The 24,598-nt window shown below is 41.6% G+C and carries 17 protein-coding genes and 1 other annotated feature; of the genes, 11 read left to right on the top strand and 6 right to left on the bottom strand.

What is annotated here, in order from left to right:
* Positions 1-36: 36 nt before the first annotated feature.
* Positions 37-669 (bottom strand): GNAT family N-acetyltransferase, encoded by a 633-nt coding sequence (locus ACR42H_RS22045; protein WP_436373258.1) that lies wholly within the window; start codon positions 667-669, stop codon positions 37-39.
* Between the two features lie 222 nt (positions 670-891).
* Here ACR42H_RS22045 and acsA point away from each other — a divergent pair, with 222 nt between their 5' ends.
* Positions 892-2,610 (top strand): acetate--CoA ligase, encoded by a 1,719-nt coding sequence (gene acsA / locus ACR42H_RS22040; protein WP_113882573.1) that lies wholly within the window; start codon positions 892-894, stop codon positions 2,608-2,610.
* Between the two features lie 171 nt (positions 2,611-2,781).
* On the opposite strand, the gene ACR42H_RS22035 is transcribed toward acsA, so the two are convergent.
* Complete coding sequence (locus tag ACR42H_RS22035; RefSeq protein WP_436373256.1) at positions 2,782-5,664, bottom strand: transglycosylase domain-containing protein; 2,883 nt, start codon at positions 5,662-5,664, stop codon at positions 2,782-2,784.
* Positions 5,665-5,822: 158 nt separating this feature from the next.
* Positions 5,823-6,048: a binding site (T-box leader), on the top strand.
* Positions 6,049-6,125: 77 nt separating this feature from the next.
* On the opposite strand from ACR42H_RS22035, the gene tyrS reads away from it, so the two are divergent.
* Entirely contained in the window at positions 6,126-7,385 is a 1,260-nt protein-coding gene (gene tyrS / locus ACR42H_RS22030) for a tyrosine--tRNA ligase (RefSeq protein ID WP_436373254.1), read from the top strand.
* Between the two features lie 95 nt (positions 7,386-7,480).
* Here the strand turns inward: tyrS and rpsD are convergent, their stop codons facing one another.
* On the bottom strand, positions 7,481-8,083 hold the full coding sequence (rpsD, locus tag ACR42H_RS22025) for a 30S ribosomal protein S4 (RefSeq protein ID WP_009333317.1): 603 nt from the start codon (positions 8,081-8,083) through the stop codon (positions 7,481-7,483).
* A gap of 587 nt (positions 8,084-8,670) precedes the next feature.
* Here rpsD and ACR42H_RS22020 point away from each other — a divergent pair.
* Positions 8,671-10,539, top strand: a complete 1,869-nt coding sequence (locus tag ACR42H_RS22020) for a sensor domain-containing diguanylate cyclase (RefSeq protein ID WP_113882576.1) — start codon at positions 8,671-8,673, stop codon at positions 10,537-10,539.
* 141 nt (positions 10,540-10,680) lie between these two features.
* Positions 10,681-11,868, top strand: coding sequence for a methionine gamma-lyase (gene megL, locus ACR42H_RS22015; protein ID WP_436373251.1), 1,188 nt, complete (start codon positions 10,681-10,683; stop codon positions 11,866-11,868).
* A gap of 50 nt (positions 11,869-11,918) precedes the next feature.
* Here the strand turns inward: megL and ACR42H_RS22010 are convergent, their stop codons facing one another.
* Positions 11,919-12,398 (bottom strand): GAF domain-containing protein, encoded by a 480-nt coding sequence (locus ACR42H_RS22010; RefSeq protein WP_436373249.1) that lies wholly within the window; start codon positions 12,396-12,398, stop codon positions 11,919-11,921.
* A gap of 214 nt (positions 12,399-12,612) precedes the next feature.
* On the opposite strand from ACR42H_RS22010, the gene refZ reads away from it, so the two are divergent.
* Positions 12,613-13,242, top strand: a complete 630-nt coding sequence (gene refZ / locus ACR42H_RS22005) for a forespore capture DNA-binding protein RefZ (RefSeq protein ID WP_113882579.1) — start codon at positions 12,613-12,615, stop codon at positions 13,240-13,242.
* Positions 13,243-13,248: 6 nt separating this feature from the next.
* Here refZ and hisJ read toward each other — a convergent pair whose 3' ends face one another.
* The gene (gene hisJ / locus ACR42H_RS22000) at positions 13,249-14,043 is read right to left on the bottom strand and encodes a histidinol-phosphatase HisJ (protein WP_436373247.1); all 795 of its coding nucleotides are present in this window, start codon (positions 14,041-14,043) and stop codon (positions 13,249-13,251) included.
* Positions 14,044-14,597: 554 nt separating this feature from the next.
* Here hisJ and ezrA point away from each other — a divergent pair.
* Positions 14,598-16,286 carry a septation ring formation regulator EzrA gene (gene ezrA / locus ACR42H_RS21995; RefSeq protein WP_436373245.1) on the top strand — a complete coding sequence of 563 codons (1,689 nt, stop codon included), beginning with the start codon at positions 14,598-14,600 and terminating at the stop codon, positions 16,284-16,286.
* Positions 16,287-16,318: 32 nt separating this feature from the next.
* On the opposite strand, the gene brnQ is transcribed toward ezrA, so the two are convergent.
* Positions 16,319-17,662 (bottom strand): branched-chain amino acid transport system II carrier protein, encoded by a 1,344-nt coding sequence (gene brnQ, locus ACR42H_RS21990; RefSeq protein WP_436373243.1) that lies wholly within the window; start codon positions 17,660-17,662, stop codon positions 16,319-16,321.
* 322 nt (positions 17,663-17,984) lie between these two features.
* Between brnQ and ACR42H_RS21985 the strand changes: the two genes are divergently transcribed.
* The 5 genes from ACR42H_RS21985 (at position 17,985) to ACR42H_RS21965 (ending at position 24,548) form a co-directional block, all read left to right on the top strand.
* Positions 17,985-19,130 (top strand): cysteine desulfurase family protein, encoded by a 1,146-nt coding sequence (locus ACR42H_RS21985; RefSeq protein ID WP_113882852.1) that lies wholly within the window; start codon positions 17,985-17,987, stop codon positions 19,128-19,130.
* Positions 19,127-20,335: a tRNA uracil 4-sulfurtransferase ThiI gene (thiI, locus tag ACR42H_RS21980; RefSeq protein WP_436373240.1), complete on the top strand. Its 1,209-nt coding sequence runs from the start codon at positions 19,127-19,129 to the stop codon at positions 20,333-20,335. Before ACR42H_RS21985 ends, thiI begins: the two co-directional genes overlap by 4 nt.
* Positions 20,336-20,631: 296 nt before the next feature.
* Complete coding sequence (locus tag ACR42H_RS21975) at positions 20,632-20,835, top strand: alpha/beta-type small acid-soluble spore protein (RefSeq protein WP_035330326.1); 204 nt, start codon at positions 20,632-20,634, stop codon at positions 20,833-20,835.
* Positions 20,836-21,009: 174 nt separating this feature from the next.
* Positions 21,010-22,599, top strand: coding sequence for an acyl-CoA synthetase MbcS (mbcS, locus tag ACR42H_RS21970; protein ID WP_436373238.1), 1,590 nt, complete (start codon positions 21,010-21,012; stop codon positions 22,597-22,599).
* A gap of 353 nt (positions 22,600-22,952) precedes the next feature.
* A complete protein-coding gene (locus ACR42H_RS21965; protein ID WP_436373236.1) occupies positions 22,953-24,548 on the top strand; it encodes an amidohydrolase in 1,596 nt (531 codons plus the stop codon).
* Positions 24,549-24,598 lie beyond the last annotated feature (50 nt).

The raw sequence follows: 24,598 nt of genomic DNA, 5'->3' as shown, positions 1-24,598 counted from the left end.
TGTATTGACGCTATTATTAAGATTTAATACATAAATTTAATACATAAAGCGATTCATAAAGCGCAAGCGGTCAAATTGCTGCACTGAATCCTGATACACTCTTTTTCCAATGCGGGCCATTAGGCAATTTGCAGGATGAGAACTGATTTCAGGGTCATCTGTGGCATACCATTCAAGACCGCCTGCATTCATCATCTTTTCCATGATTTTCCGATATTCCCATACATTCAGGCCAGTTCCTTTTAAATCCCAGTGCCAATAGTATTCAGTCGTTATAACAATATAGTCTTCCATTGCGTCATCCATCATGGATACTTTCAGCAGGTTCTTTCCTGTCCCTGAACCTCGGAAAGCAGGGATCACTTCTATTGCACCCAATTCTATTAAATCATCCATTTTTCCTTCAGACCAGCGCTCGAGAGGGTCTGGATACAAGTAAGTTACATAGCCGACAATGGTATGCCTGTCACGGGCCACTATAATTCTTCCCTCCGGCAATCCCGCAATTTCAACCAGGGCTTTATGCTGCTGAGCCGGAGGCCTGAAAGCAACAAGATCCTTGTGAAACTCATAATCTGCCAATTTTTCAGGTGAAATTGGCCCCTCAATGATTAATTTTCCATTGGCTGTTTTTAATTCTTTTGCATTATAAGTTTTTTTATGTTCCATTTATTCACCGCCATAGACATGATCAATGTAACTTCTATTATACATAAAAACACGGGGGATAAAGCGCTTTCACATAATTTTCTGTGTAATTTAAATCAGTTTGTGACAATTTATTATTTGGTTCATAAGTAATTTTTTCTCGCTATAAAATTTTAAAAATTGAGAAAATATAATGTTTATACTATAATAATATCAAATCTTAAATAAGGGGGATAATTATATATGAAAGTGGAAGCGCTGCCAGTAACACAAGGGGATTTCAATTTAAAAAGCTATAATGAGCTTTATGAAAATTTTAATTGGGCTGATGCAGAGAAAGAATTTTCCTGGAAAGAAACCGGCCGCATGAATATGGCCTATGAGGCCATTGACCGACATGCGGAATCTTTCAGAAAAAATAAGGTTGCCCTTTATTATCGCGATGGACAGAGAAATGAGAAATATACATTCAAAGAAATGAAGGAACTATCCAATAAAGCGGGAAATGCATTAAAAGCATATGGCGATGTTGAAAAAGGAGACCGGGTTTTCATTTTTATGCCGCGTTCTCCTGAACTCTATTTTGCCGTATTGGGAGCTATTAAGCTGGGAGCCATTGTGGGTCCTCTTTTTGAAGCATTTATGGAAGGGGCAGTCCGTGACAGGCTTGATGATAGTGAAGCAAAAGTTCTGATTACAACACCTGAGCTTTTGGAACGTGTGCCTGTTGACCAGCTGCCTGCCTTAAAGCATGTTTTCCTTGTTGGGGAAAATATTGAGGAAATTGGCCCATATGTGGACTTTAATAAAAGGATGGCTGAATCAAGCAGAAAGCTTCCAATTGAATGGGTTGACGGAAAAGATGGCCTTATTTTGCATTATACCTCCGGCTCTACAGGCAAGCCAAAGGGAGTTCTCCATGTACATAATGCCATGATTCAGCATTATCAGACTGCTAAATGGGTGCTGGACTTAAAAGAGGAAGATGTATATTGGTGCACTGCTGACCCTGGCTGGGTAACCGGTACTTCATATGGCATTTTCGGCCCGTGGCTGACAGGGACTTCAAACCTTATTGTCGGGGGCAGATTTAATCCGGAGACATGGTATAAAATGATTGAGGAGTATGGCGTTTCAGTTTGGTATAGTGCTCCGACCGCTTTCCGCATGCTGATGGGGGCAGGTGATGAGGTTGTTAAAAAGTTTGATTTAAGCTCCCTTCGTCATGTACTCAGTGTCGGCGAACCGTTAAATCCTGAAGTAGTCAGATGGGGCATGAAAGTATTCAATATGCGCATCCATGATACATGGTGGATGACAGAAACAGGTGCGCAGCTCATCTGCAACTATCCTTGCCTGGAGATTAAGCCGGGCTCCATGGGTAAGCCGATTCCGGGTGTTAGAGCAGCCATTGTCGATGATCAGGGAAATGAGCTGCCGCCAAACCGCATGGGTAACCTTGCGATTAAAAAAGGCTGGCCTTCCATGATGAATGCCATCTGGAATAACGAGCAAAAATATGAATCTTATTTTATGCCGGGTGACTGGTATGTTTCGGGAGATTCAGCATATATGGATGAAGATGGATACTTCTGGTTCCAGGGTCGTGTAGATGATGTTATCATGACATCTGGTGAACGGGTCGGGCCGTTTGAAGTGGAGAGCAAGCTTATCGAACACCCGGCTGTTGCAGAAGCTGGCGTTATTGGCAAGCCGGATCCTGTCCGAGGTGAAATAATAAAGGCATTTGTTGCTTTACGAGACGGACATGAGCCTTCTGAAGAACTGGTGGAAGATATCCGTCAATTTGTTAAGAAAGGCCTTGCTGCCCACGCAGCCCCGCGTGAAATAGAATTCCGCGACAAACTTCCAAAAACCCGAAGCGGCAAAATTATGCGCCGGGTGCTTAAAGCATGGGAACTGGACCTGCCTACTGGCGATTTGTCTACTATGGAAGATTAATAGAGGAGACCGCTGCATAAATGAGCAGCGGTCTTTGTTATTCTTTATAGGCTGATAGTTATAAACTTTTTTATATTATTGTTTAGCAAAGTATCCAGAATATATTTTTGGCAATGTTATTTTATAAAGAAAAAGCAGAATCCCAAGCCCTGTTTGGGATTCTGCTTTTCTTTAATTAGTTTCTTCACCTTCACCGGGTTCTGATGGTTTCTCAGCATCAGGCTTTTCCTCGGCTGGAGGAGGATCTTTTGGTTTCTCCTCTTTTGGCTTTTCTTCTTTAGGCTTTTCCTCTTTCGGCTTCTCTTCTTTCGGTTTTTCTTCTTCCGTTTTCTTGCCGATTTCTACTACATTGGAAGAAGCAGACTCTTTGCCGGCAATGTCAACGGCTGTTACATGGATCGAGCCGCTTCCAGCCTTGTAGTTTAAGGAAGAGCCGGCTTTTATTGTAGCAACTTTTTTACCTCCGCTGTAAACGCGATAGCCAATGACATCTTTTTCAGGATGTGCTCCCCACGTAATGGTTTGGCCTGAAGCTTTTATACTTGGGGCCGCTGGTGCTTTGCCATTGTCTTTGAGCTGATCTGCACTTGTCAGAATACTCTTCCAGCGTTCTTTATTCGGAATTAGAGTACTTAGATTTGCTTTAATGCCGAAAAGTTTTTGAATATAATCCGGATTTACTACCATTCCAGGTTCAGTAAACTCTTGTGGTGTTGAATCAAGTGCCATATATTTTTTATCGCCAATTCGTACAAGTTTTCCATTGCCAAGGCTATCATCAACTTTTGTTGGGACAAATTTGGCATTGAATAAATCAGTCTCGACTAGGCCAGCTTTAGAACATGCCTCTGAAGGCAGAAGGCCTGAAATGGCGCAGAACGAACGCCTTACGATTCCGCCCGGCATTTTAAAGCTATCGCTCGGATTAACAAGGTCAGGTGCGACGTCATATGCTGCATTCATCAAATCCGCCCAGAGATAGTTATTGCGCAAACTATAGCTTAACGGTCCAGGGGCTTTTAATGATTTAGGCGTATCATATCCTGACCATATGCCGAAAGTGACATTCGGGTTGGATGCCACGAACCATGCATCTATGAATTCAGTACCAGTACCGGTTTTCCCTGCCCAGTCGGAACTGAACTTCAATCTGCTCTTAATCGATGTGGCAGTTCCGCTGTTAATAACGTCTCTCATCATATCGATTGTAAGGTATGCTGTCTGCGGACTGAATACATCAACAGGCTCGGATTTATTCTGGAATATTATGTTCCCGTCTTTGTCTGTGATTTTTTCAATCATATAGGCGTCAATAAACTTCCCGCCGTTGGCAAATGTAGTAAAGGCATTCGTATTTTCTTCAACAGTTACCCCATATTCCAAAGAACCAATGGATGTAGACAAGTTTGTATAGTCAGGACCGATCAGAGAGGTAAAGCCCATCTTTTCCAGGTAAGCGGCAGGCCGCTGTCCGACTATATCCTTATAAAGCTTTACAGCTGGGACATTGTATGAATGCTTAAGTGCTTGTCTGGCTGATACGAGCCCGCTATAGGTATTCGTATAGTTCTTTGGCCAAGGCCTATTTAATCCTGGGCTTAGATATAGCGGCACATCAGGCAGAATGGTCCCGGGTGCTGCTTTTCCAAGTTCCATTGCTGGAGCATAGACTAAAAGCGGCTTCATGGTTGAACCATTTTGTCTTAGAGCGCTTGTAGCATGATTCAGCTGCTCGCGTTTGTGATCGCGTCCGCCGACAAAGCTGATGATTTTACCGGTTTTATTTTCAATTAAAATGGCTCCAACCTCTACGGGCTCCATGATTTGCTTATCTTCGCCGGTTTCTGGGTCCTTGATCGTCTCAGGTTTGTCTGGCCCATAATAAGGGTAGTTATTTTTCACCTGCTGCATTTTATCATAAATATCTTTGTTGATCGTCGAATGGATCTGGAAGCCATTCTGGCGGATCGTCCGGTCTGCCAGAGTCCTGTATTCCTCTCGGAGCTCGTCATCCTCTTTTAAGTCCTGCTCTTCGTATCCATCATTTTTTGCGAGAATTTTAGTCATGATGTTTACTGCACGCTCTTCAATTTCATACGTCAAATATGGATACTTTTCCAAGGGGCTTTCTGAAGGTGTAGTGAAATCCTTGGTCAGGTCGTAAGCCAGAGCTTCTTCGTATTGCTTCTGGTCAATCTTTCCGTCGTCATACATTCTTTTCAGAACGGTTTTCATTCTGGAGAAGCCTGGTTCCAGATTCTCTTTGACCGTTCCCTCCCTTGTAAAAGGAGTGTAGCCGAATGGACTCTGCGGCAGCCCCGCTATGAATGCGGCCTGAGGCAAGGTTAATTCTTTTGCACTCACCCCAAAAATGCCTTTGGCAGCTGCTTCAACTCCGGCAATATTACGTCCGGATGCATTTCTTCCAAAGGTAGATACATTCAGATATGCTTCCAATATCTCTTTTTTATCAAAGAATTTCTCCAGTCGCAAAGCAAGCAGGATCTCTTTTGCTTTCCGCTCGAAAGAGACTTCATTCGTTAAGATTTGGTTTTTTATCAGCTGCTGTGTAAGTGTACTTCCGCCGGATTGAACAGATGAATTAGTTACTTCCTGGAACAATGCGCGCATAATCGCTTTTGGCACTACTCCGTCATGCTCGTAGAAATATTCATCTTCAGTAGCCACAACTGCGTTAATTAAGTGTTCCGAAACCTCATCAAGCTTGACTTCCTCACGTTCAAGGTCTGTTCTCAGTTTTCCTAAATATACGTTATTTGCAAAGTATATTTGCGATGTCTCTTCATAGTCATAAATATCTTTTTTCATGCTTGCATAGGATCGGATGGGTTCATCCTTTACCAGCGACGCGAAATAACCAGCTCCCAGTCCTCCCGCGAACGCACCGCCAATAACAGCCAGTATGATAAAAAGCAAAGTAAGATTCCAGATAACCTGGTACGTTATACTCGCTCCTTTAGCTGCTTTTTTATTCCCGAAAAGGCCCGGAGTTTGCCTCAATTTGTCAAATAACATCTGAAACTTTTCTTTCATCGTATCAATCCCCCTAAAATCACATCTATTATAGCATATTGCGACATAGTAATATGACAAGGTTCGCCATTTATCTGAAATTTCCTTTTTTCGCATAGGCATTTGACATTTGGCTGATTTTTATGATAAAAATGTTTTATCTTAGACGTTAAAATATTTTACAGGCATTGATGGGAATCCAGTAATGCTTCTATCCCTGTTTCAGAAAGCCGGCGTTCGCTGCGAGCCGGTACAAATAGAAGGATGAATTACCTCCCTGAGCTTTCACTGTCAACCTGCCCAGCAGTTATAGCAGTGGACGGATTATCCGTTATTCTGAAAGAGTGGAGGACAGCTGTCCTCAATTTGGGTGGTACCGCGCAAAAATGATCATGCGTCCCTGCATATTTGCAGGGGCGTTTTTTGTATGGGTGATACCCTGTTAATGCCTTGAAAATAGCCGTTAATTAGGAGGAGTTAAGATGAGTTTACTTGAAGATTTGCAATGGAGAGGGATTGTTTACCAGCAGACAGATGAAGAGGGCATTGAGAACACACTCGGAAAAGAAGCAATCTCTTTATACTGTGGTGTAGACCCAACAGCTGACAGCATGCACATCGGGCATCTGCTGCCGTTTTTAACATTAAGGCGCTTTCAAAAGGAAGGCCATCGTCCAATCGTTCTAGTAGGCGGAGCCACTGGCCTGATTGGAGATCCAAGCGGTAAAAGCGAAGAGCGGAACCTGCAGACGCTGGAAACTGTACAGCATAATGTGGATTGCATAAAGAACCAGCTAAAAAGAATTTTTGACTTTGAAAGTGAAAATGGTGCAATCATGGTTAACAACTATGATTGGGCAGGCTCCATGGATATTGTTACATTCCTGCGTGATTACGGGAAACATGTCGGAGTCAATTACATGCTCGCTAAAGACACCATTTCCTCCAGACTGGAAACGGGAATTTCCTTTACTGAATTTACTTACACGATCCTGCAGGCCATGGATTTCCTTCATTTATATGAGAACCATAACTGCAAAATGCAGATTGGCGGAAGCGACCAATGGGGGAATATCACAACAGGCCTGGAGCTCATCCGCAAAATGGCGCCTGAAGGGTCCAAGGCATACGGCCTGACCATACCTTTGGTTACGAAAGCGGATGGAACAAAATTCGGCAAAACGGAAAGCGGAGCAATCTGGCTTGACCCGGAGAAAACATCTCCTTATGAGTTTTACCAGTTCTGGATTAACACAGCAGATGCGGATGTAATCAAATACCTTAAGTTCTTTACATTCTTATCCCGTGAAGAAATTGAAGGCCTTGAAAAAGCTGTTCAGGAAGAACCGCATCTCCGCAAAGCCCAAAAAACACTTGCTGAAGAAATGACACGCCTGATTCATGGGGATGAAGCATTGGAACAGGCTATCAAGATTACAGCAGCGTTATTCAGCGGAGAAATTAAAAACCTTTCTGCTTCAGAGATTAAACAAGGCTTTAAGGATGTTCCATCTTATGAGCATTCTGAAGGCGAAGAATTGGGGATCGTTGATTTGCTTGTTGCTGCCAAAATCTCCCCATCCAAACGCCAGGCACGTGAAGATGTGACGAATGGCGCTGTTTCAGTAAATGGTGAACGCATAACTGAGCTTGACTACACTCTTTCTGATAAGGACAAGATTGAAGGCCAATTTACTGTCATTCGCCGCGGAAAGAAGAAATATTTCCTAATTAAATACTAACTTAAAATCCCTCCTGTAACGGAGGGATTTAAGTTATCTCAGCGTTTTCCGGACAACAAAAAAACTGCCGAAATGCATCGGCAGTTTTTAAATTATTAACGAGAGTAGAATTCAACGATTAGAGATTCGTTGATTTCAGCTGGAAGTTCAGAACGCTCTGGCATGCGAGTGAAAGTTCCTTCTAGCTTGTCTGCATCGAAAGATACGAAGTCAGGTACAAAGTTGTTAACTTCGATCGCTTCTTTAACGATGTCAAGGCTGCGAGATTTTTCGCGAAGTGTAATTGTTTGACCAGGTGCTACGCGGTATGATGGAATATCAACGCGAGATCCATCAACCATGATATGACCATGGTTAACTAGCTGGCGAGCTTGACGGCGAGTGCGTGCAAGACCCAAACGGTAAACCACGTTGTCAAGGCGTGATTCAAGAAGAATCATGAAGTTTTCACCGTGCTTACCAGGCATTTTGCCAGCTTTATCGAATAAATTGCGGAATTGACGCTCATTTACTCCGTACATATGACGAAGCTTTTGCTTCTCCTGCAATTGTAATCCGTATTCAGATAATTTTTTGCGCTGGTTTGGACCATGTTGTCCAGGAGCGTAAGGACGCTTTTCTAATTCTTTACCAGTTCCGCTTAGAGAGATTCCAAGACGACGGGATAATTTCCAGCTTGGACCAGTATAACGAGCCATTTAAGACTCCTCCTTTTGTGTTTTTATTTGGGTAAAATAAAAACAGAAACAGATGCGCACAACAATCATGTCCATTTTGTTTTCATGTACCTTCGCCCTAGCAGCAGAGGGTTACACAGTACCCCATCCCCAGAAAACTCTGGTTGAGGAACAAAATGAGTGCATCAAGGTGCTCACATAGGCTGCAATATTTTACACAAGGAGTATTATATAATTTTTAGAGGATAAAAGTCAAGATGATTTTATTTTTTACTTCTTCATATTTAAAGGATGTTTAAATTATAAGCGAAGATTTTGTCCTGTGCCATAATTCACTTGAAATTAGAAAACTTAATAAAGAGTCAACTTGCAAGATATGATATAATAAAGAAAAAATTGGAATTATTAGATTAAAGGGAATGCAGCTTCGCTTTTTTTATTTTAATGTGTGTTTCTTGCTGCAATTACTTTTATTAAAAGTTATGAATTTAGGAAAGTTGAAACGAAATAGCCACATGTATGCCGAAAATAATAATTCTTATTCGTTATAATATACCTTATTGGTTTATAGATTCATGATCTGAGACATTTGATAGGTGATAATAAAGATGGATACACTTGAACGCCAAATCATACTTAATTTAAAAAGCCGATTTTTTGACATTATCGATACGGAGAACGGTTTCTTTCACTATGAAAAATTGCTGAATGAAATGCTCTCTGCCATTAAAGCCCTTACCGGAGCGGGTGATATAACTCTGTACGTCTTTAATGAATGGAAGCAGGAGTTTTTTGCAGAAGCTTCCACGAACCCGGATGCTTTGCTTTCACCTGCTTTTTCAAATGATTTAAAAAGATGGGCTAACAATAACAGAGAGTTGCAGAGTTTAAGCACGGAGATTAAGGAAGAACAAATAATGATTCCTCTTGTAAAGAGAGGCCAGCTGCTGGGATGCATGATTTTAACAGGTGAATCACGCTGTTTTCATTCCTATACAGAAAAAGTAATTCAGGAGCTTAGCGAAGAATGCGGGCAATTTCTTGATAAAGCTCAGAGTCTGGCCAAAATTGCATCAGAAGAAAAACGTTATAAACAGCTGTATAGAGTTACGGAGAAATTCCATTCCTCAATGGATATGGATATGGTGCTGGGGGAGATTATTTATACTCTGCAGGAAATGTACCCCACTTTTACCTATTATCTTCTGCTGTCTCAGGATAACAATAATCATGGGGATCTGCCCATCAGAGACCTTGAATATGACAGCGAAAACATCGCGGCCATGCAGGCATATGTCACAGGAGCTGTTCAATTTGAAGATTCCCTGCAGGAAATGCGCTCTATCTTATATGCCCCTTTAAAAGGGAAGCAGGGGGTTTATGGAGTGCTTCAGGTCATTGCGCCTAATACCATCATATTCCCTAAAAATGAAATTGAATTTATCACGCTTCTGGCCAATACTGCAGGCAGTGCACTGGAGAATGCGCAGCTTTATCAGCAATCCAAGCGATTGATAGCGGACCTTCAATTAATTAACGAAACTTCCCACCGCCTGAATTCGAATTTGCGCCTGACAGAAACCATGAACTTCATGGCAGATCAGATTCTGCATTCCTTTGATGCTGAAGAAGCGGGTTTCATCTTGATAACTTCTGATAGTGCGGATGTGAATATAATCCAGGGCAGTACTGAATTTTTTCAAACCAAAGAGGCAGAAGTCTATATTCAGTATATAAGGAAAAAGATCATCAAGGAGAAAGAGTCTCTTTTTATTGGGGATTTTTCTTTACAGTTCGAGGGTACGGCCAGCTTTTATAAATCGATCATGGCTGTTCCAATGACCCAATCTGGAGTATTAAAGGGATTTGCCCTTGTCATGCATACTTCACCTTATCATTTTTCATTTGAAACTTTCAAGCTTCTCCAGTCTTTGATTCATCATTCCACGCTCGCCTTTACCAATTCAATGCTTAGAGAAGAGCTTGAAAAGATGGTTGTAACGGATCACTTAACGAAGCTATATTCCCGAAATTATCTGGATGATCGGATTCATCAGTCCATGAATGAAGATCATGAAGGAACATTTATGCTTGTAGATATAGATGATTTTAAATTGGTAAATGATACATACGGACATCAGGTTGGCGATGAAATCATTATTCAAGTTGCCGATTTAATTAACAGAAATATCCGCAGCACTGATATTGGCGCAAGATGGGGCGGAGAGGAGCTGGCTCTTTACCTGCCCGGTGTTTCATTGCCTGCGGGAGCACTTATTGCTGAACGGCTTGTCAGAAAGGTATGTCAAATCACAGATCCCCAGGTAACCATTTCATGCGGTGTTTCGTATTGGAGCAGGGGGAAAAAAGATTCATATGCTGCGCTTTTTAAGAGGGCTGACAGGGCATTATATACCGCCAAAAATACAGGGAAAAATAAAGTGATCATTGAGTCGGCTGCAGATTCATATATCTAGGGACTGCCTTTGGAAAGGCAGTCTTTATTGATACTTTTCCAAAACAAAATACTTTCAAAAAATATACTATTATCATATGCTGAAAAGAGAAGTTTATTATAGATAATAATGTAAGCGTTTGCAACGAAAAGGAGAGGTAATATGGATAGGAAACATCGGTTTAACTTCGAGACGCAGGTCATCCATGAAGGATACGATGCTGAAAGGTTCAAGGGGAGCCTCGCACCGCCAATATTCCAGACGTCAACTTTTACATTTGAGACAGCACAGCAGGGGGAAAAACGTTTTTCCGGTGAAGAAGAAGGCTATATCTATTCCCGTCTGGGCAATCCAACAGTTAAAATGCTTGAAGAAAGAATGGCTGCACTGGAAAATGGGGAAGCAGCCCTTGCTTTTGGGTCTGGTATGGCTGCAGTCTCAGCTGTCCTGTTTGCTTTAACCAAAACAGGTGATCATATTTTATGTTCTCAGGGAGTTTATGGATGTACATTTGGACTCCTGGAGATGATGAAGGAAAAATTTCAAATCAGCCATGATTTTTCAGCTATGGAGTCAAAGCAGCAGCTGCTTGATGAAATTAAACCGGAGACTGCCTGTATATATGTTGAAACACCAATAAATCCGACAATGAAATTAGTGGATCTGAAAATGGTTGCAGAAGCAGCGAGAGAGAAAGGAATTCCAGTTGTAGTGGATAATACCTTCTGTTCGCCATATTTGCAGAATCCGATCGAACTGGGATGTGATATTGTCATTCATAGTGCGACAAAATACATTGGGGGCCATGGTGACGTAGTTGCCGGGCTTGTAATAGGCCCTAAAGAATTTTTGGATAAAGTCTCCATGACGACTCAAAAAGACATTGGAGGCATTATTTCACCTTTTGATGCCTGGCTGCTTCTGCGGGGATTGAAAACACTTGCAGTCAGGCTCGACAGGCATTGTGACAATGCGGAACGGCTTGCATCATACTTGCTGGCACATCCAAAAGTAGAAAAAGTTTATTTTCCTGGAGACAGCAATAATGCAGATTTTGAAATTGCGCAAAAACAAATGAGGAGACCTGGCGGGATGATTTCTTTTACTCTAAAGGGGGGGAAAGAGTCTGCCCAGGAATTTATGAACCGGCTGAATCTTATTAAAATTGCCGTGAGCCTTGGAGATGCTGAGACATTAATTCAGCACCCTGCTACTATGACTCATGCAGTGGTTCCAAAGGAATCACGTGAAAAAATGGGCATTGAAGATTCGCTGCTGAGGCTTTCAGTTGGGCTTGAGTCAGTTGAAGATATCAGGGATGACCTGTCCCAGGCACTCGAAGGAGTCTAATAGTAAAAGGAGATGGCCTCAGATACGGTCATCTCCTTTTTGCCATTCTGTTAAAGGAATGATATAAGCACTTCCGAGAAGTCTTCCAGGTATTTTTGGTCAAGTTCATCAAACCGGTTTTTTTCTGGAGAATCAATATCCAGCACACCAAGAAGATTGCCCTCTTTGACTAGCGGAATGACGATTTCAGACTGTGAAGCTGCGTCACAGGCGATATGTCCAGGAAATTGGTGGACATCTTCAACACGGACTGTTTCCATTTGCTTGGCAGCTGTCCCGCAAACGCCTTTACCAAGGGGGATTCTTACACATGCCGGCAGACCCTGAAATGGCCCGAGAACTAGCTCGCCTTCTTCCATCAGGTAAAATCCTACCCAGTTTGTACGGTCCAGGAATTGATTAAGAAGTGCTGATGCATTGCTTAGATTTGCAATGCTGTTCGTTTCTCCTTCAAGAAGAGCAGAGAGCTGTTTAATCAATAATTGATAATTTTCTTCACGGGTTCCCTTGTATGATTCGACACTAAACATCACAATTCACCTTACTTTCTCATAGATATATGAATTTCCTGGCAGATGAACAGGAAATTAGATAGACATTGTCGAGAACTTTAAAAAGGATAAGACGATTTTAGCAAGAATGTTTAATTATCACAACAAATCCGTTTTTGATTAAACCCATAATTTATTATTCGCTCATATGTGCAGGAACAGAGACGTTACAAAAGAAAGCGAGGCGGGAAAGATGAAAAAAAATTCAAAAGAGGCAATTGTGTCGGCCGCTATATCCTTATTTAATACGAAAGGTTTCTCAGGGACTTCCATCCGTGATATTGCAGGCAAAGCGCAGACGAATCCAGCGAATATCGCATACTATTTCGATAATAAACACGGGCTGCTTGAATATTGCTTTACTGAATTTTTTGAAGGGTATATTCAGGAGATAGAGAAGGGGTTTTCATTTCTTGAGCAGGGGGCGGCTTTTAGCCTGAAAAAAATTGCGCAAAATATCATGGTTTATCAATTTGAACATAGCCATTTAACAAGATTGATACTTCGGGAAATTTCTATAGATTCCCAAGTGGTAAGGGAAATCATGTCCACTTATTTAGCAAAGGAGAAGTTTTATTTTGGCAAGGTGCTGGAAAGGGGAATGAAAACAAAAGAGTTTCGTATCCATACAGCCAATTATATGATTGTCCAGCTGAAAGGACTCCTGTCCATGCCATTTTTGAACACACATTATATGGCTGAAGTTCTGCATGTATTTCCCCATGAAAAATATTTCGCAGACAAATACACGAAGGAGATCTTCAATTGGGTTGATGGAGTCCTGTGCAATCATGCCGGAAAACCTTATGCTGCTGTGCTCTAAAAGCATTTATAGGTGTTTCATCCAATCAAGGCCCTGACCCATTTCCTTTGCCTGATGAGAATCGGACCCATAAATCAGTGAAATGCCTTTTTGGGCCGCTGCTTCTGCAGCCCAATCGGGAGGATAGGACTCTTTGCATAACGGCTTGGAGAAACCGGCTCCGTTATAGTCGAGTTCATAGCCTTGATTTTGCACCTCATCAAGGATTTGGTATATTTCCTCTCTAAATTCCCGATCAGCGGGATATTTTTTTTGGAATTTTTTCACCAGGGTTATATGCCCAATCCTTCTTGGTTTATACGGCCCCAAATCTGCTTTTATAGATAAAAGCAGGGTGCGGAAATAATTCATATAAACTGCTTCAATAGAACCGTATTCTTCGATCATCTTTGCAAAAACATCGGGACTGTAGTCCAGGCATTCGTAGCGGCTTCCATGCTTTAGAAAGTGTACAGATAAAATAGAGTCATCCATATATCTCCCGTTCATTTCAAGAAATTTGCGGATCTCCTGTTCAAAGCCTTCAATATAATCCACTTCAAGCCCCGCATTAATCCTGATTTTCCCTTGATAAGCAGCTTTCACCCTTGATATATCAATAAAATATTTCTCAAGATGCTCCTTGCGCATCGCACTGTCGCAAGCAGGTGCGGGATCCTCAAAGCCCTCAGGGAGCGGAGCATGTTCAGTAAATGAAATTTCTTTAAAACCCAGATTTATTGCTTTTTCAACATAATCTTCCAATGCGTCCTTTGTCCCATGCGGACAATAGGGAGTGTGGATGTGTCCGTCTTTTAGCATATGGAGAACTTCCTTTCAGCAAATGTTTATCGCAGTCTAAAGGGCAGTTAAACTCTAAGGTATCTTAGAAGGAATCGAGAGAGTCAAACTGCCCGTAAAGGCCCGAAAGAAGTACAAACTAAGAACGCCATGTCCTGTGGCAAGGTCTTTGTGACACACTTCCTGAGGACCTCAACTAACAAACAGTTGGGAAGAAACCGCGCTGTTTGAAGTTTCATTTATCCAGTACTCAAGTCACTTTTTAACATATCTCTTAAATAAAGAAGGAAATCTTTTATAAAAAGCGAATTGTTTGTATTTGAACAGCTCATATAGTTCAATAAAAAAATACGGATGTTCCAAGTATTTTCCGAAAATAGCAATTTAGACAAGATATAAAAGAAGAAATTCATAAAAATATGAAATAAATAGTCAAAAAATGTCGTTTACATGGTATCATAAAAGCATTGAAAATAACATGTGAAAATGAAAAAACGCCCGCGGGCATTTGATATTTCTTAAATAAAAACTTTACATATACATATTGGCTCGGGAACAGAACAGGGGGCTTTAAAATGGAATACATCATTGGAGTTATAGTCATTCTTTTATGCCTATATCTCACGGGTTATTTTTTAAAGAAAAAACATTATAAGGAAATTGACAGGCTGGAAACATGGAAAATGGACATAACGGACCGCCCAGTCCTGGATGAGATGTCGAGAGTGAAAAAGCTTAATATGACGGGCCAGACAGAAGAATTATTTGAGCGCTGGAGAAATGAATGGGATGAGATCGTAACATCACAGCTCCCGGATGTGGAGGAATTGTTATTTGATGCTGAAGAGAGCATCGATAAATACCGCTTTAAGAATTCTCAGGAAATCCAGCAGAGAATAGAGAAGAGATTAACTGAGATTGAAGAAAGCATAAAAAATCTGCTGAGTGAATTAAATGAGCTGGTAGGCAGTGAAGAAAAAAATAGAGCGGAAATTGAAGAACTGAAAGAAATGTATCGCCAATGCAAAAAGTCTCTGCTTGCGCATCGCCATACATTCGGTAAATCAGAAAAAATTCTTGAAGAACAGCTGGATGAAGCATTGGCCAAATTTGAAGAATTCGATGAGAAAACCGAGAAGGGCAATTACCTTGAAGCTCGTGAAACCCTTTTAGTGATCAAAGCTCTGCTTGAGGATTCTCAGGCTAAAATGGAATCTATTCCCAACCTGATGGTTGAGTGTCAATCCAAGATCCCTTCCCAGCTGGAAGAGTTAAGGGATGGGTACAAGGAAATGCTGGATCAGGGGTATCTGCTTGATCACCTTCAACTAGATAAAGAACTTGAGAGGCTTGAAGAACAAGTAAAAGGATATGCCGGCTCCATTGATCAAGCGCAAATCGAGGAAGTTCAAAAAGGAGTCGAAGAGATTAAAGATAATATTGAACTTCTGTATGATCTGCTCGAAAAGGAAGTACATGCCAGACATTACTTGAGTCAGCAGGATGAGGCAACAAGAAACATGCTTTATAATAATAAAGATATGAATAATCAGCTTAAGACAGAGATAACGGCTATCAGGAATAGCTATCATGTTCCAGACAAGGATCTGGAAATTCAAATCCACCTGGAGAAAAAAATAACTCAGCTCTTCAAAAAGTTCGAAGTGCTGGAGCATAAGCTTAATAGCGGGAGTACTCCCCATACAGTCTTGAGAGAAGAACTTGCTGAAATCAAGGAACACATTGAGGAAATTTCAGATGAGCAGACAGCCTTTGCGGAAATGCTCCAGGCCTTAAGAAAAGACGAGATGTCTGCAAGGGAAAAGGTGAAAGAGTTAAGCAAGAAAGTGGCAGAAACGATAAGGCTTATCTCCAAAAACAATGTGCCCGGAGTTTCCCAGGAATATAAATATTTGATCCAGGATGCGAAAGAAAGCATAGATAATGTGCTGGCTAAACTCGATGAGAAACCATTGAATATTCCTGCGGTTCAGCAATATCTTGAAGTTGCTGTGCTTACTGTCGATAAGGCTGCTGATTCAGTGGGTGATATGATTGAGACGATCCTTTTAGCAGAGAAAGTCATTCAATATGGAAACCGATACAGAAGCAGATATCCATCTATTGATAAAGGGTTAAAGGAAGCAGAAGCTTCATTCAGAAGCTATGAATATAAATCAGCACTGGAGCAGGCTGCAGCTTCGATCGAAGAGGTCGAGCCGGGTGCGATCAAGAGAATAGAAGAAATGATTACTGAGCACTAAAAAACCAGATCCGGTTGGATCTGGTTTTTTGTTTAGTCATTTACTGCAATTGGCTTTTTAGATTCTCCGAAAGCCATTGCCAGGAAGTAACCTATAACAGCTCCTGCAATGGCAGGCACTATCCAGCCGATTCCTTCAGCAAAGAATGGCAGGAATTGCAGTGAGTCTGTGATAACGGATACATCCATTCCAGCAGTTTTTAGCCCATCCACAAAACTAATTAAGCCTGTGGGAATTAAAGCCCCTATATATACCGAAGAGTATCCATTAAATGCATTGTGCATAAAGGAAAGCAGGATCAGTACGATGGCCAGAGGATAAATTATGATTAAGATTGGCAATGAAAGTTGAATCAGCTGAGTTAAACCAATGTTTGCAACCACCATGCTGAACAGCGAAAGAATGATAACAATGATTTTATAAGGTACTTTTGGAAGCAGCTTATGAAAGTACTGCGCACAAGCGGAAACGAGTCCGACAGATGTTGTTAGGCATGCTACCGTAATGGCCAATCCAAGGATCAATGCTCCAGCAGGACCAAATAGGTACTGAGAAGCAGCGGATAGGATAGCGCCGCCATTATCAAGTTGACCTATAGCTTCCATACTTGATGCCCCAATATATGCAAGGGACAAGTATACTGCCGCAAGACCAGCAGCTGCTATAAGTCCGGCTGTAATGCATATTTTCATCAGTGAATGTTTATTTGTCACACCCATGCCCTGTATTGAACCAATAACAATAATACCAAATACTAAAGCTGCAATTGTATCCATAGTCAGGTAGCCTTCAATGAAGCCTTTAAAGAACGGCCCCTCTTCATATGCCCCCATTGGCGCTTTTAATTCGCCCATTGGAGTAATGAAGCTTTTAATCACCAGGACAGCAAGGATTATGAGGAGTGCAGGTGTGAAAATACTCCCGATTCTATCCACTAACTTCGATGGATTCAAAGAAAGCCATGCTGTAATGCAAAAGAAGACAATGGTATAAGCCAATAAAGTATAAGTACTATTGGAAGCGGTTTCAGACAAGAACGGAGTGATCCCTATTTCAAAAGCAACAGTTCCGGTACGCGGAATTCCGAAAAATGGCCCGATAGCTAAGTACATAATAATCGTAAAAATAATTCCATATAAAGGGTGTACCCGGCTTGCAATAGTCTGTAAATCGCCATTTTTGGCAATGGCAATAATGCCTAATAGAGGCAATCCGACCCCTGTAATTAAAAATCCGATAATAGCGGTCCATACATTCGTGCCGGCAGATTGTCCCAGGAATGGAGGGAAAATCATATTCCCCGCCCCAAAGAATAGAGCAAATAACATGAGTCCGACGGCGAGAATTTGTTTTGGTGCCAATGTTTTATTCTCCATATATATCCTCCTGAAAATGGTTCCATATCTTAATGTTTAGAACATTTTCATATTAGCACAGGTGCTAAAAAAAATGTCGAAAAAATTCGAAGTCTTAATATTAAGTATTTTATAATAATAAACTGGAGCTGTCCTTACTCACAGTGCAATGTTATCAGCTTTCCACTGGGGCAGCAATTCATTCATTTGGTTAAACTGTACAAACTTGAATAATTTAATAGTAAAGAAAAAAACAAAAGCTTTAATTACATTTCCAATTTTACGTGGTTATGATATGATTTACAGTTGGCTAAAGGGTTTTCTTAACGGAAAGGAGAAGTCCGTGATATATTTTGATAACAGTGCAACGACAAAACCATATAAAGAAGTGCTTGAATCTTTTATAAAGGTTTCTTCAGAATACTTTGGGAATCCCTCTTCCCTGCATGGATTCGGCGGAAAAGCTGAGAGGCTGCTGATGCAGGCACGTGAGCAAATTGCTCATCTGCTAAATGTTAAGCATAATGAGGTGTATTTTACATCCGGAGGGACAGAGAGCAATAATCTTGCAATAAAAGGAACGGCTCTAATGCATAGAAAAAGAGGCCGCCACATTATCACAACTGGATTGGAACATGCTTCAGTGAAGGAAGCGATGGATCAGCTGAAGGAATTGGGCTGCAGCATCTCCATCATTGCACCGGATAAAAACGGTATTGTCCATGCTGAAGACATTGAAAAGGAAATTACACCGGAAACTATTTTAGTCTCTGTCATGCATGTAAACAATGAAATTGGTTCCATTCAGCCAATAAAGGAAATTGGAGAGATGCTGAAGAAGCATTCGCGAGTGGTATTTCATGTAGATAATGTCCAGGGAATCGGCAAGGTTCCTCTTGATCTTTATCAAGCAAGCGTGGATCTGTGTACGATATCGGCTCATAAATTCCATGGTTTGAAGGGGAATGGGGTTTTGTTCATTCGTGATGGTCTTCGTCTTTCACCGTTATTATCCGGGGGCAATCAGGAATGGAAAATGAGAAGCGGCACAGAAAATGTAGCTGGCATTGTAGCAATGGCAAAGGCGCTAAGGCTGACAATAAATAATATGGAAAGGCGTTTGAGCCAAATTTTATCCATTAAAAGGTATATTTTTGAGGAAATGAATAAAATCGAGGGTATTACTGTCCATACTCCCGAAAAAAACTCTGCTCCTCATATTGTGAATTTTTCCATAGAAGGATTCAAAGCAGAGGTATTTGTCCACGCTTTAGGAGAGCGCGGGATATATATATCAACTACAAGTGCCTGCTCTTCAAAGAAAGCTGCTGCCAGCAGCACCTTGATGGCTATGGGAATCCCTGAAAAAGATGCAAAAAGTGCAGTCAGGATCAGCTTATCTTATGATAATACAATGGAAGAGGCAGAGGTTTTTATTGAGGCAGTAAAAGAGAACGTTATTAGGCTAAGAGAGGTTATGAAATCATGATAAATTATGATCGTATACTTATACGATATGGAGAAATCTCCACAAAAGGCAGAAACCGGAATATGTTTGTGGATAAATTAAGAAAAAGCATATTCGATGTGCTCAATGAATTTCCCGGGATCAAGATAGAATCTACAAGAGACCGGATGTACGTTGTTTTGAATGGTGCAGATGGCAGAGAGATTTCTGATCGCCTTAGGGGCATCTTTGGCATACAGTCTTTCAGTCCTGCTGTTAAAACCACTAAAGATATCGAAGAAATGAAGGCTGCCGCGTTAGGGTTGTTCTTAAAACATTTTGAAGAAGGAAAGACTTTCAAAATTACGGCTAAGAGAGCGGATAAAAGTTTCCCTTTAAATACAGATGAACTTAACCATGAATTTGGCGGACACCTCCTGCAGAATGTGCCGGGGCTAAAAGTGAACGTGAAAAAACCGGATATAAATCTGCAAATTGAAGTTCGCGAAGAGGCGGCTTACCTATCATGCGAAACTATTCAGGGGGCTGGCGGACTTCCTGCAGGTTCCAGCGGAAAGGCCATGCTTATGCTCTCTGGGGGAATTGACAGTCCGGTAGCTGGTTACTTGTCCATGAAGAGAGGATTGGAAATTGAAGCTGTCCATTTTCACAGCCCGCCTTTCACGAGTGAGCGTGCAAAGCAAAAAGTAATTGATTTAACTGAAAAACTTGCTAATATTGCTGGAACCGTTGTACTCCATATTGTCCCATTTACAGAGATTCAGCAGCTGATCCATCAGCAGGTACCGTCGAATTATACGATGACGGCTACAAGACGATTAATGCTCCGGATCACTGATGAAATACGCAATAAAAATGATGGTCTAGCCATCATCACTGGGGAAAGCCTAGGACAGGTAGCCAGCCAGACACTCGAGAGCATGTTTGCCATTAATGATGTGACTGCAACACCTATCCTTCGTCCTCTTATCACAATGGATAAATCAGAAATCATCGAGATTGCTCAAAGCATCGATACTCACGATATATCCATCAGGCCATTTGAAGATTGCTGTACCGTTTTTGTCCCATCATCCCCAAAAACAAAACCAAAGCGCGACAAAGTCCGTCGCTTCGAAAGCTTTGTTGACTTCGAACCGCTCATCGCAAAAGCAGTTGAGGATACCGAAAAGATGGTTATTAAACCTCAATCGCGCAATGAAGAGTCTTTTGGGGAGCTATTTTGATCTAAATGCAGGTTAATTGTTAAATGGCGGATACAGGTTTTATTTCGCTGAGTTAATTGTAGCGGAGCACCTGCGGGAGGAGAGGGAGCGGGAGACCCGGCAGGCGAAGCCGGGAAGCTTCCAGTTCCTCCCCGCGGAAAGCAAGTGACCGCCGCGGAAATCAACGGTCTTCATCTATATGCCAAAACAGCAATTGTTAAATTTAACTTCAAAAATAATACAACAATTACCAATTAATTAGTGTATATGGCCATGTGATTCTACACATTCTATACTCACAAGGAGGTGAAAATCACATGGCAAACAACAACAGCTCAAACCAACTTCTAGTTCCTGGAGTACAACAGGCTCTTGACCAAATGAAGTACGAAATCGCTACTGAATTCGGTGTAAACCTTGGTGCTGAAACTACTTCTCGCGCTAACGGTTCTGTAGGTGGAGAAATCACTAAGCGTTTAGTTCAAATGGCTGAACAGCAATTAGGCGGTTTCCAAAGATAATTAAATAATATGGCTACAAGGAGCAGGAATCATTCCTGCTCCTTATTTTTGCGCAAAAATTATTTTTCAAAAAATAAATAATTTAAAATTTTATAATAATTTAGTATAATAATTTCTATAGAGTTCACATCCAAGTTCAGACACCAGCATATGAAATTGTCAGGGGGAGATTTGATGAAACGGGAAGAATTAATTGCACCGGAGAAATACAATCTCGTATCAGAAATGGAGCGGTTTGCCGGAGATAAGGACAAACTTGCAATAAAGTGGGAAAATGAACTGGGAGAAAAGAAAGAGATTACATACAGTGAACTGATCCTAAATGCAAATAGAATTGGAAACGTTTTCTTGGAAAATGGTCTGAATAAAGGGGATGTTATTCTGATCATTGTTCCAAGACTGATTGAAGCGTATCAGGTTTACATTGCATCACTAAAAGCCGGAATTGTCGTCATACCAAGTTCAGAAATGCTTCGGTCAAAAGATCTGCAATACCGAATTAATCATGGGGATGTAAAAGGTATTGTAAGTTACTATCCATATGTTGATCAATTTAAAGATATTAAGGAAGCTGCAGCACTGCCGAAGTTTGTGATAGGCGGAAACGCAGATGGCTGGACTCAGCTGGATGAGGAAATGAAAAAGGCTTCCGATGACCTTTCATTGGCTGATACATCCCGGGATGACATGGCGTTCCTTTCATATACATCAGGAACAACAGGAAATCCTAAAGGTGTAGTACATACACATGGCTGGGCATTTGCTCACCTAAAAACAGCAGCACCGAACTGGCTATGCATTAATGAAGGCGATACAGTATGGGCAACAGCAGGCCCTGGCTGGCAAAAATGGATCTGGAGCCCATTCCTCTCTGTTCTGGGTTCTGGTGCTACCGGACTTGTCTACAATGGAAAGTTCGAGCCGAAGAAATACCTGCAGCTGTTAGAGGATTACCAGGTAAACGTACTTTGCTGTACGCCGACTGAATACAGGCTGATGGCAAAGGCAGATAATATTCATGAATACAAGCTGCCGGCGCTTCATAGTGCTGTTTCAGCCGGTGAACCGCTAAACCGCGAAGTGATTGATACATTCAAAAAACATTTTAACGTAAATGTCCGTGATGGGTATGGACAAACAGAAAATACCCTGCTTGTCGGCATTACGAAGGATATGGAGCTAAAAGCAGGTTCAATGGGCAAACCGACCCCAGGCAACAGAGTTGACATTATTAATGAAGAAGGTAAGGTATGTGCTGTTGGTGAGGTAGGAGATATCGCTGTCCATGTCGAAACTCCTGCGCTCTTCAAAAATTATTATAAAGATCCGGAAAGAACAGCTATGCAATTCCGCGGTGATTACTATATTACCGGAGATAAAGCAAAGAAAGATGAAGATGGCTATTTCTGGTTTGAGGGACGCGGGGATGATATTATTATCAGTTCAGGCTATACTATTGGACCTTTCGAGGTGGAAGATGCGCTTGTAAAGCATCCATATGTAGCTGAATGTGCAGTTGTGGGGAGTCCGGATGAAGTGCGCGGATTAATCGTTAAAGCATTCGTTGTATTAAGGGAAGGTGTGGACCAAAGCGAACCTAACCTTGTTTCCCAGCTGCAGGAACATGTAAAAGAGCTGACAGCTCCTTATAAATACCCTCGGAAAATTGAATTTCTGTCAGAGCTTCCTAAAACTACTTCAGGAAAAATCATGCGTGTGGAATTACGGAAAAAAGAAGCGGAAACTGCTTCCGCACAAAACTGAATGTGTAAAAAATGCAGGCGGGAATTCCGCCTGTATTTTTGTTATACTATGGTAAATGTGAACTTTTAGGTTATCGCAGTCTTAAGGGCAGTAAGACCCCCACTTTAACACTCAGTGTGATAAATGAGGTGGGGGGCAAACTCCCCGTAAAGGTCCGATAGAAGAACAAAGACCAAGAACGCCACGTCCTCCCAAAAGCTGCCGCATTCGGTCGTGCGATGTATCGCTGCCGCAGCTTTCCTTGGCCTGTGGCAACGTCTTTGTGACCCACTTCCTGTGGGCCTCAACTAACTATCAGTGGAAAAAGGACCCAAACTAATTGAAGTTTCACTCTATTAAAGGAGAAAAGATTTATGGGAACGCTTTGGCATGGGGGCTCAATTTATACCCTTCAGCAGGAAGGTCATCAGATAGAGGCCGTTTATACAGAAGGAAGCCAAATTATTGAAATTGGCGTCTTGAGAGATTTAAAAAGCAAATATAAAGAAGAGATTCAAAATGAGATAGATCTGCAGGGAAGCACCATGCTGCCGGGATTTGTGGATAGCCATATGCATCTAATCGGGCATGGTGAAAGGTTAATAAGGCTCGACTTATCTAAACACACATCAAAGCAGGAAGTTCTTATGGCTGTAAAGGAATTTTCAGAGACCATAGAAGAGGGAGAGTGGGTCATTGGGGAAGGCTGGAATGAAAATTTATGGGATCAGCCGGAGCCTATTTATGCTTCAGAGCTTGATCAATTTGTTCCGAAGCATCCTGTCATGCTGAAACGTGTGTGCAGACATGCCCTTGCAGTGAACTCCCTTGGATTAGAAAAAGCAAATATTACTGAAGATACTGAATGTCCCCCAGGAGGAGTAATCGATAAAGATGAATCTGGGAAACTAAATGGACTTTTGAAGGACCAGGCCCAGGAGCTTTTATTTAATGTGATGCCGACTGTATCAGATAGCTATTTAAGGAAGTCGCTTCATGCGGCTATTAAAGATGCCTATAAGCTTGGGCTGACAGGAGGACATACTGAGGATCTCAATTATTATGGAGGATTCAGCCAAACTTATCAGGCTTTCAAGCAGGTAATAGAGGAGGATGGTCTATCTTTCCGTGCACATCTGCTTGTTCATCATGAGGTTGCGGATGAAATGAAGGAATCAGGCGGAGGGTATTTAGAGGGAAGTAACTATATAGAGTTTGGAGCTATGAAGATATTCGCCGATGGAGCCCTGGGCGGAAGAACAGCTTTATTAAGCCATCCGTATGCAGATGACCCATCCACTTCGGGAGTTGCCATTTTTTCACAGGAGCAGCTTGATGGATTAGTGGAGAAAGCCCGCAAGCATGAATTGCCTGTTGCCGTCCATACGATTGGGGATTTGGCATTTGAAATAGCATTAAATGCGATAGAAAAGCACCCACTGGAAGGTTTGGGGCGAGACAGGCTCATTCATGCACAAATTCTGCGCAAAGATCTTATAGACAGGGCTAAAAAGCTGCCTTTAATTCTTGATATCCAGCCTAGATTTACAGCTTCAGATTTTCCATGGGTGATTGACCGGATTGGTGAAGAACATATGGAGTACTGTTACGCATGGAAGACACTTCTGAAAGAAGGGATACATTGTGCAGGAGGTTCTGATGCACCTATTGAGCCGGCCAATCCGTTTCTTGGAATTCATGCGGCTGTTACAAGAACAAATATAGATGATCCGCATAATACGGTCTTTTACCCAAGTGAAGCGTTAACTGTTTATGAAGCAGTAAGCTTATTCACAAAAGGCAGTGCATATGCTGCATCCCATGAAAATGATAGAGGTATTATAAAAGAAGGATATCTGGCAGATTTCACCATATTGAATGAAGACATCTTTAAAATGCCAATAGGGCAAATTGCCGCTATTTCAGTTAACAAAACCGTTATTGACGGAATAATAGTATACGAAGCATAAGTGAAAGTGCCAGGCGCCTATTCTGCAGGTGCCTGGCATCGTTTTGGCAG

Source organism: Cytobacillus sp. BC1816 (genome assembly GCF_051353635.1).
Classification (GTDB): Bacteria; Bacillota; Bacilli; order Bacillales; family Cytobacillaceae; genus Cytobacillus; species Cytobacillus oceanisediminis_C.
Note: the sequence above shows the minus strand (reverse complement) of the source record. Positions and strands in the feature narration are given on the sequence as shown.

Bases quoted from the DNA above. Each gene is read 5' to 3' on its own strand.
- ACR42H_RS22035 (WP_436373256.1), bottom strand. From the start codon at position 5,664: ATGAAAGAAAAGTTTCAGATGTTATTTGACAAATTGAGGCAAACTCCG.
- acsA (WP_113882573.1), top strand. From the start codon at position 892: ATGAAAGTGGAAGCGCTGCCAGTAACACAAGGGGATTTCAATTTAAAA.
- refZ (WP_113882579.1), top strand. From the start codon at position 12,613: ATGAAAAAAAATTCAAAAGAGGCAATTGTGTCGGCCGCTATATCCTTA.
- rpsD (WP_009333317.1), bottom strand. From the start codon at position 8,083: ATGGCTCGTTATACTGGTCCAAGCTGGAAATTATCCCGTCGTCTTGGA.
- ACR42H_RS21965 (WP_436373236.1), top strand. From the start codon at position 22,953: ATGGGAACGCTTTGGCATGGGGGCTCAATTTATACCCTTCAGCAGGAA.
- hisJ (WP_436373247.1), bottom strand. From the start codon at position 14,043: ATGCTAAAAGACGGACACATCCACACTCCCTATTGTCCGCATGGGACA.
- ezrA (WP_436373245.1), top strand. From the start codon at position 14,598: ATGGAATACATCATTGGAGTTATAGTCATTCTTTTATGCCTATATCTC.
- megL (WP_436373251.1), top strand. From the start codon at position 10,681: ATGGATAGGAAACATCGGTTTAACTTCGAGACGCAGGTCATCCATGAA.
- mbcS (WP_436373238.1), top strand. From the start codon at position 21,010: ATGAAACGGGAAGAATTAATTGCACCGGAGAAATACAATCTCGTATCA.
- brnQ (WP_436373243.1), bottom strand. From the start codon at position 17,662: ATGGAGAATAAAACATTGGCACCAAAACAAATTCTCGCCGTCGGACTC.
- ACR42H_RS22010 (WP_436373249.1), bottom strand. From the start codon at position 12,398: ATGTTTAGTGTCGAATCATACAAGGGAACCCGTGAAGAAAATTATCAA.
- ACR42H_RS21975 (WP_035330326.1), top strand. From the start codon at position 20,632: ATGGCAAACAACAACAGCTCAAACCAACTTCTAGTTCCTGGAGTACAA.
- ACR42H_RS22045 (WP_436373258.1), bottom strand. From the start codon at position 669: ATGGAACATAAAAAAACTTATAATGCAAAAGAATTAAAAACAGCCAAT.
- tyrS (WP_436373254.1), top strand. From the start codon at position 6,126: ATGAGTTTACTTGAAGATTTGCAATGGAGAGGGATTGTTTACCAGCAG.
- ACR42H_RS22020 (WP_113882576.1), top strand. From the start codon at position 8,671: ATGGATACACTTGAACGCCAAATCATACTTAATTTAAAAAGCCGATTT.
- thiI (WP_436373240.1), top strand. From the start codon at position 19,127: ATGATAAATTATGATCGTATACTTATACGATATGGAGAAATCTCCACA.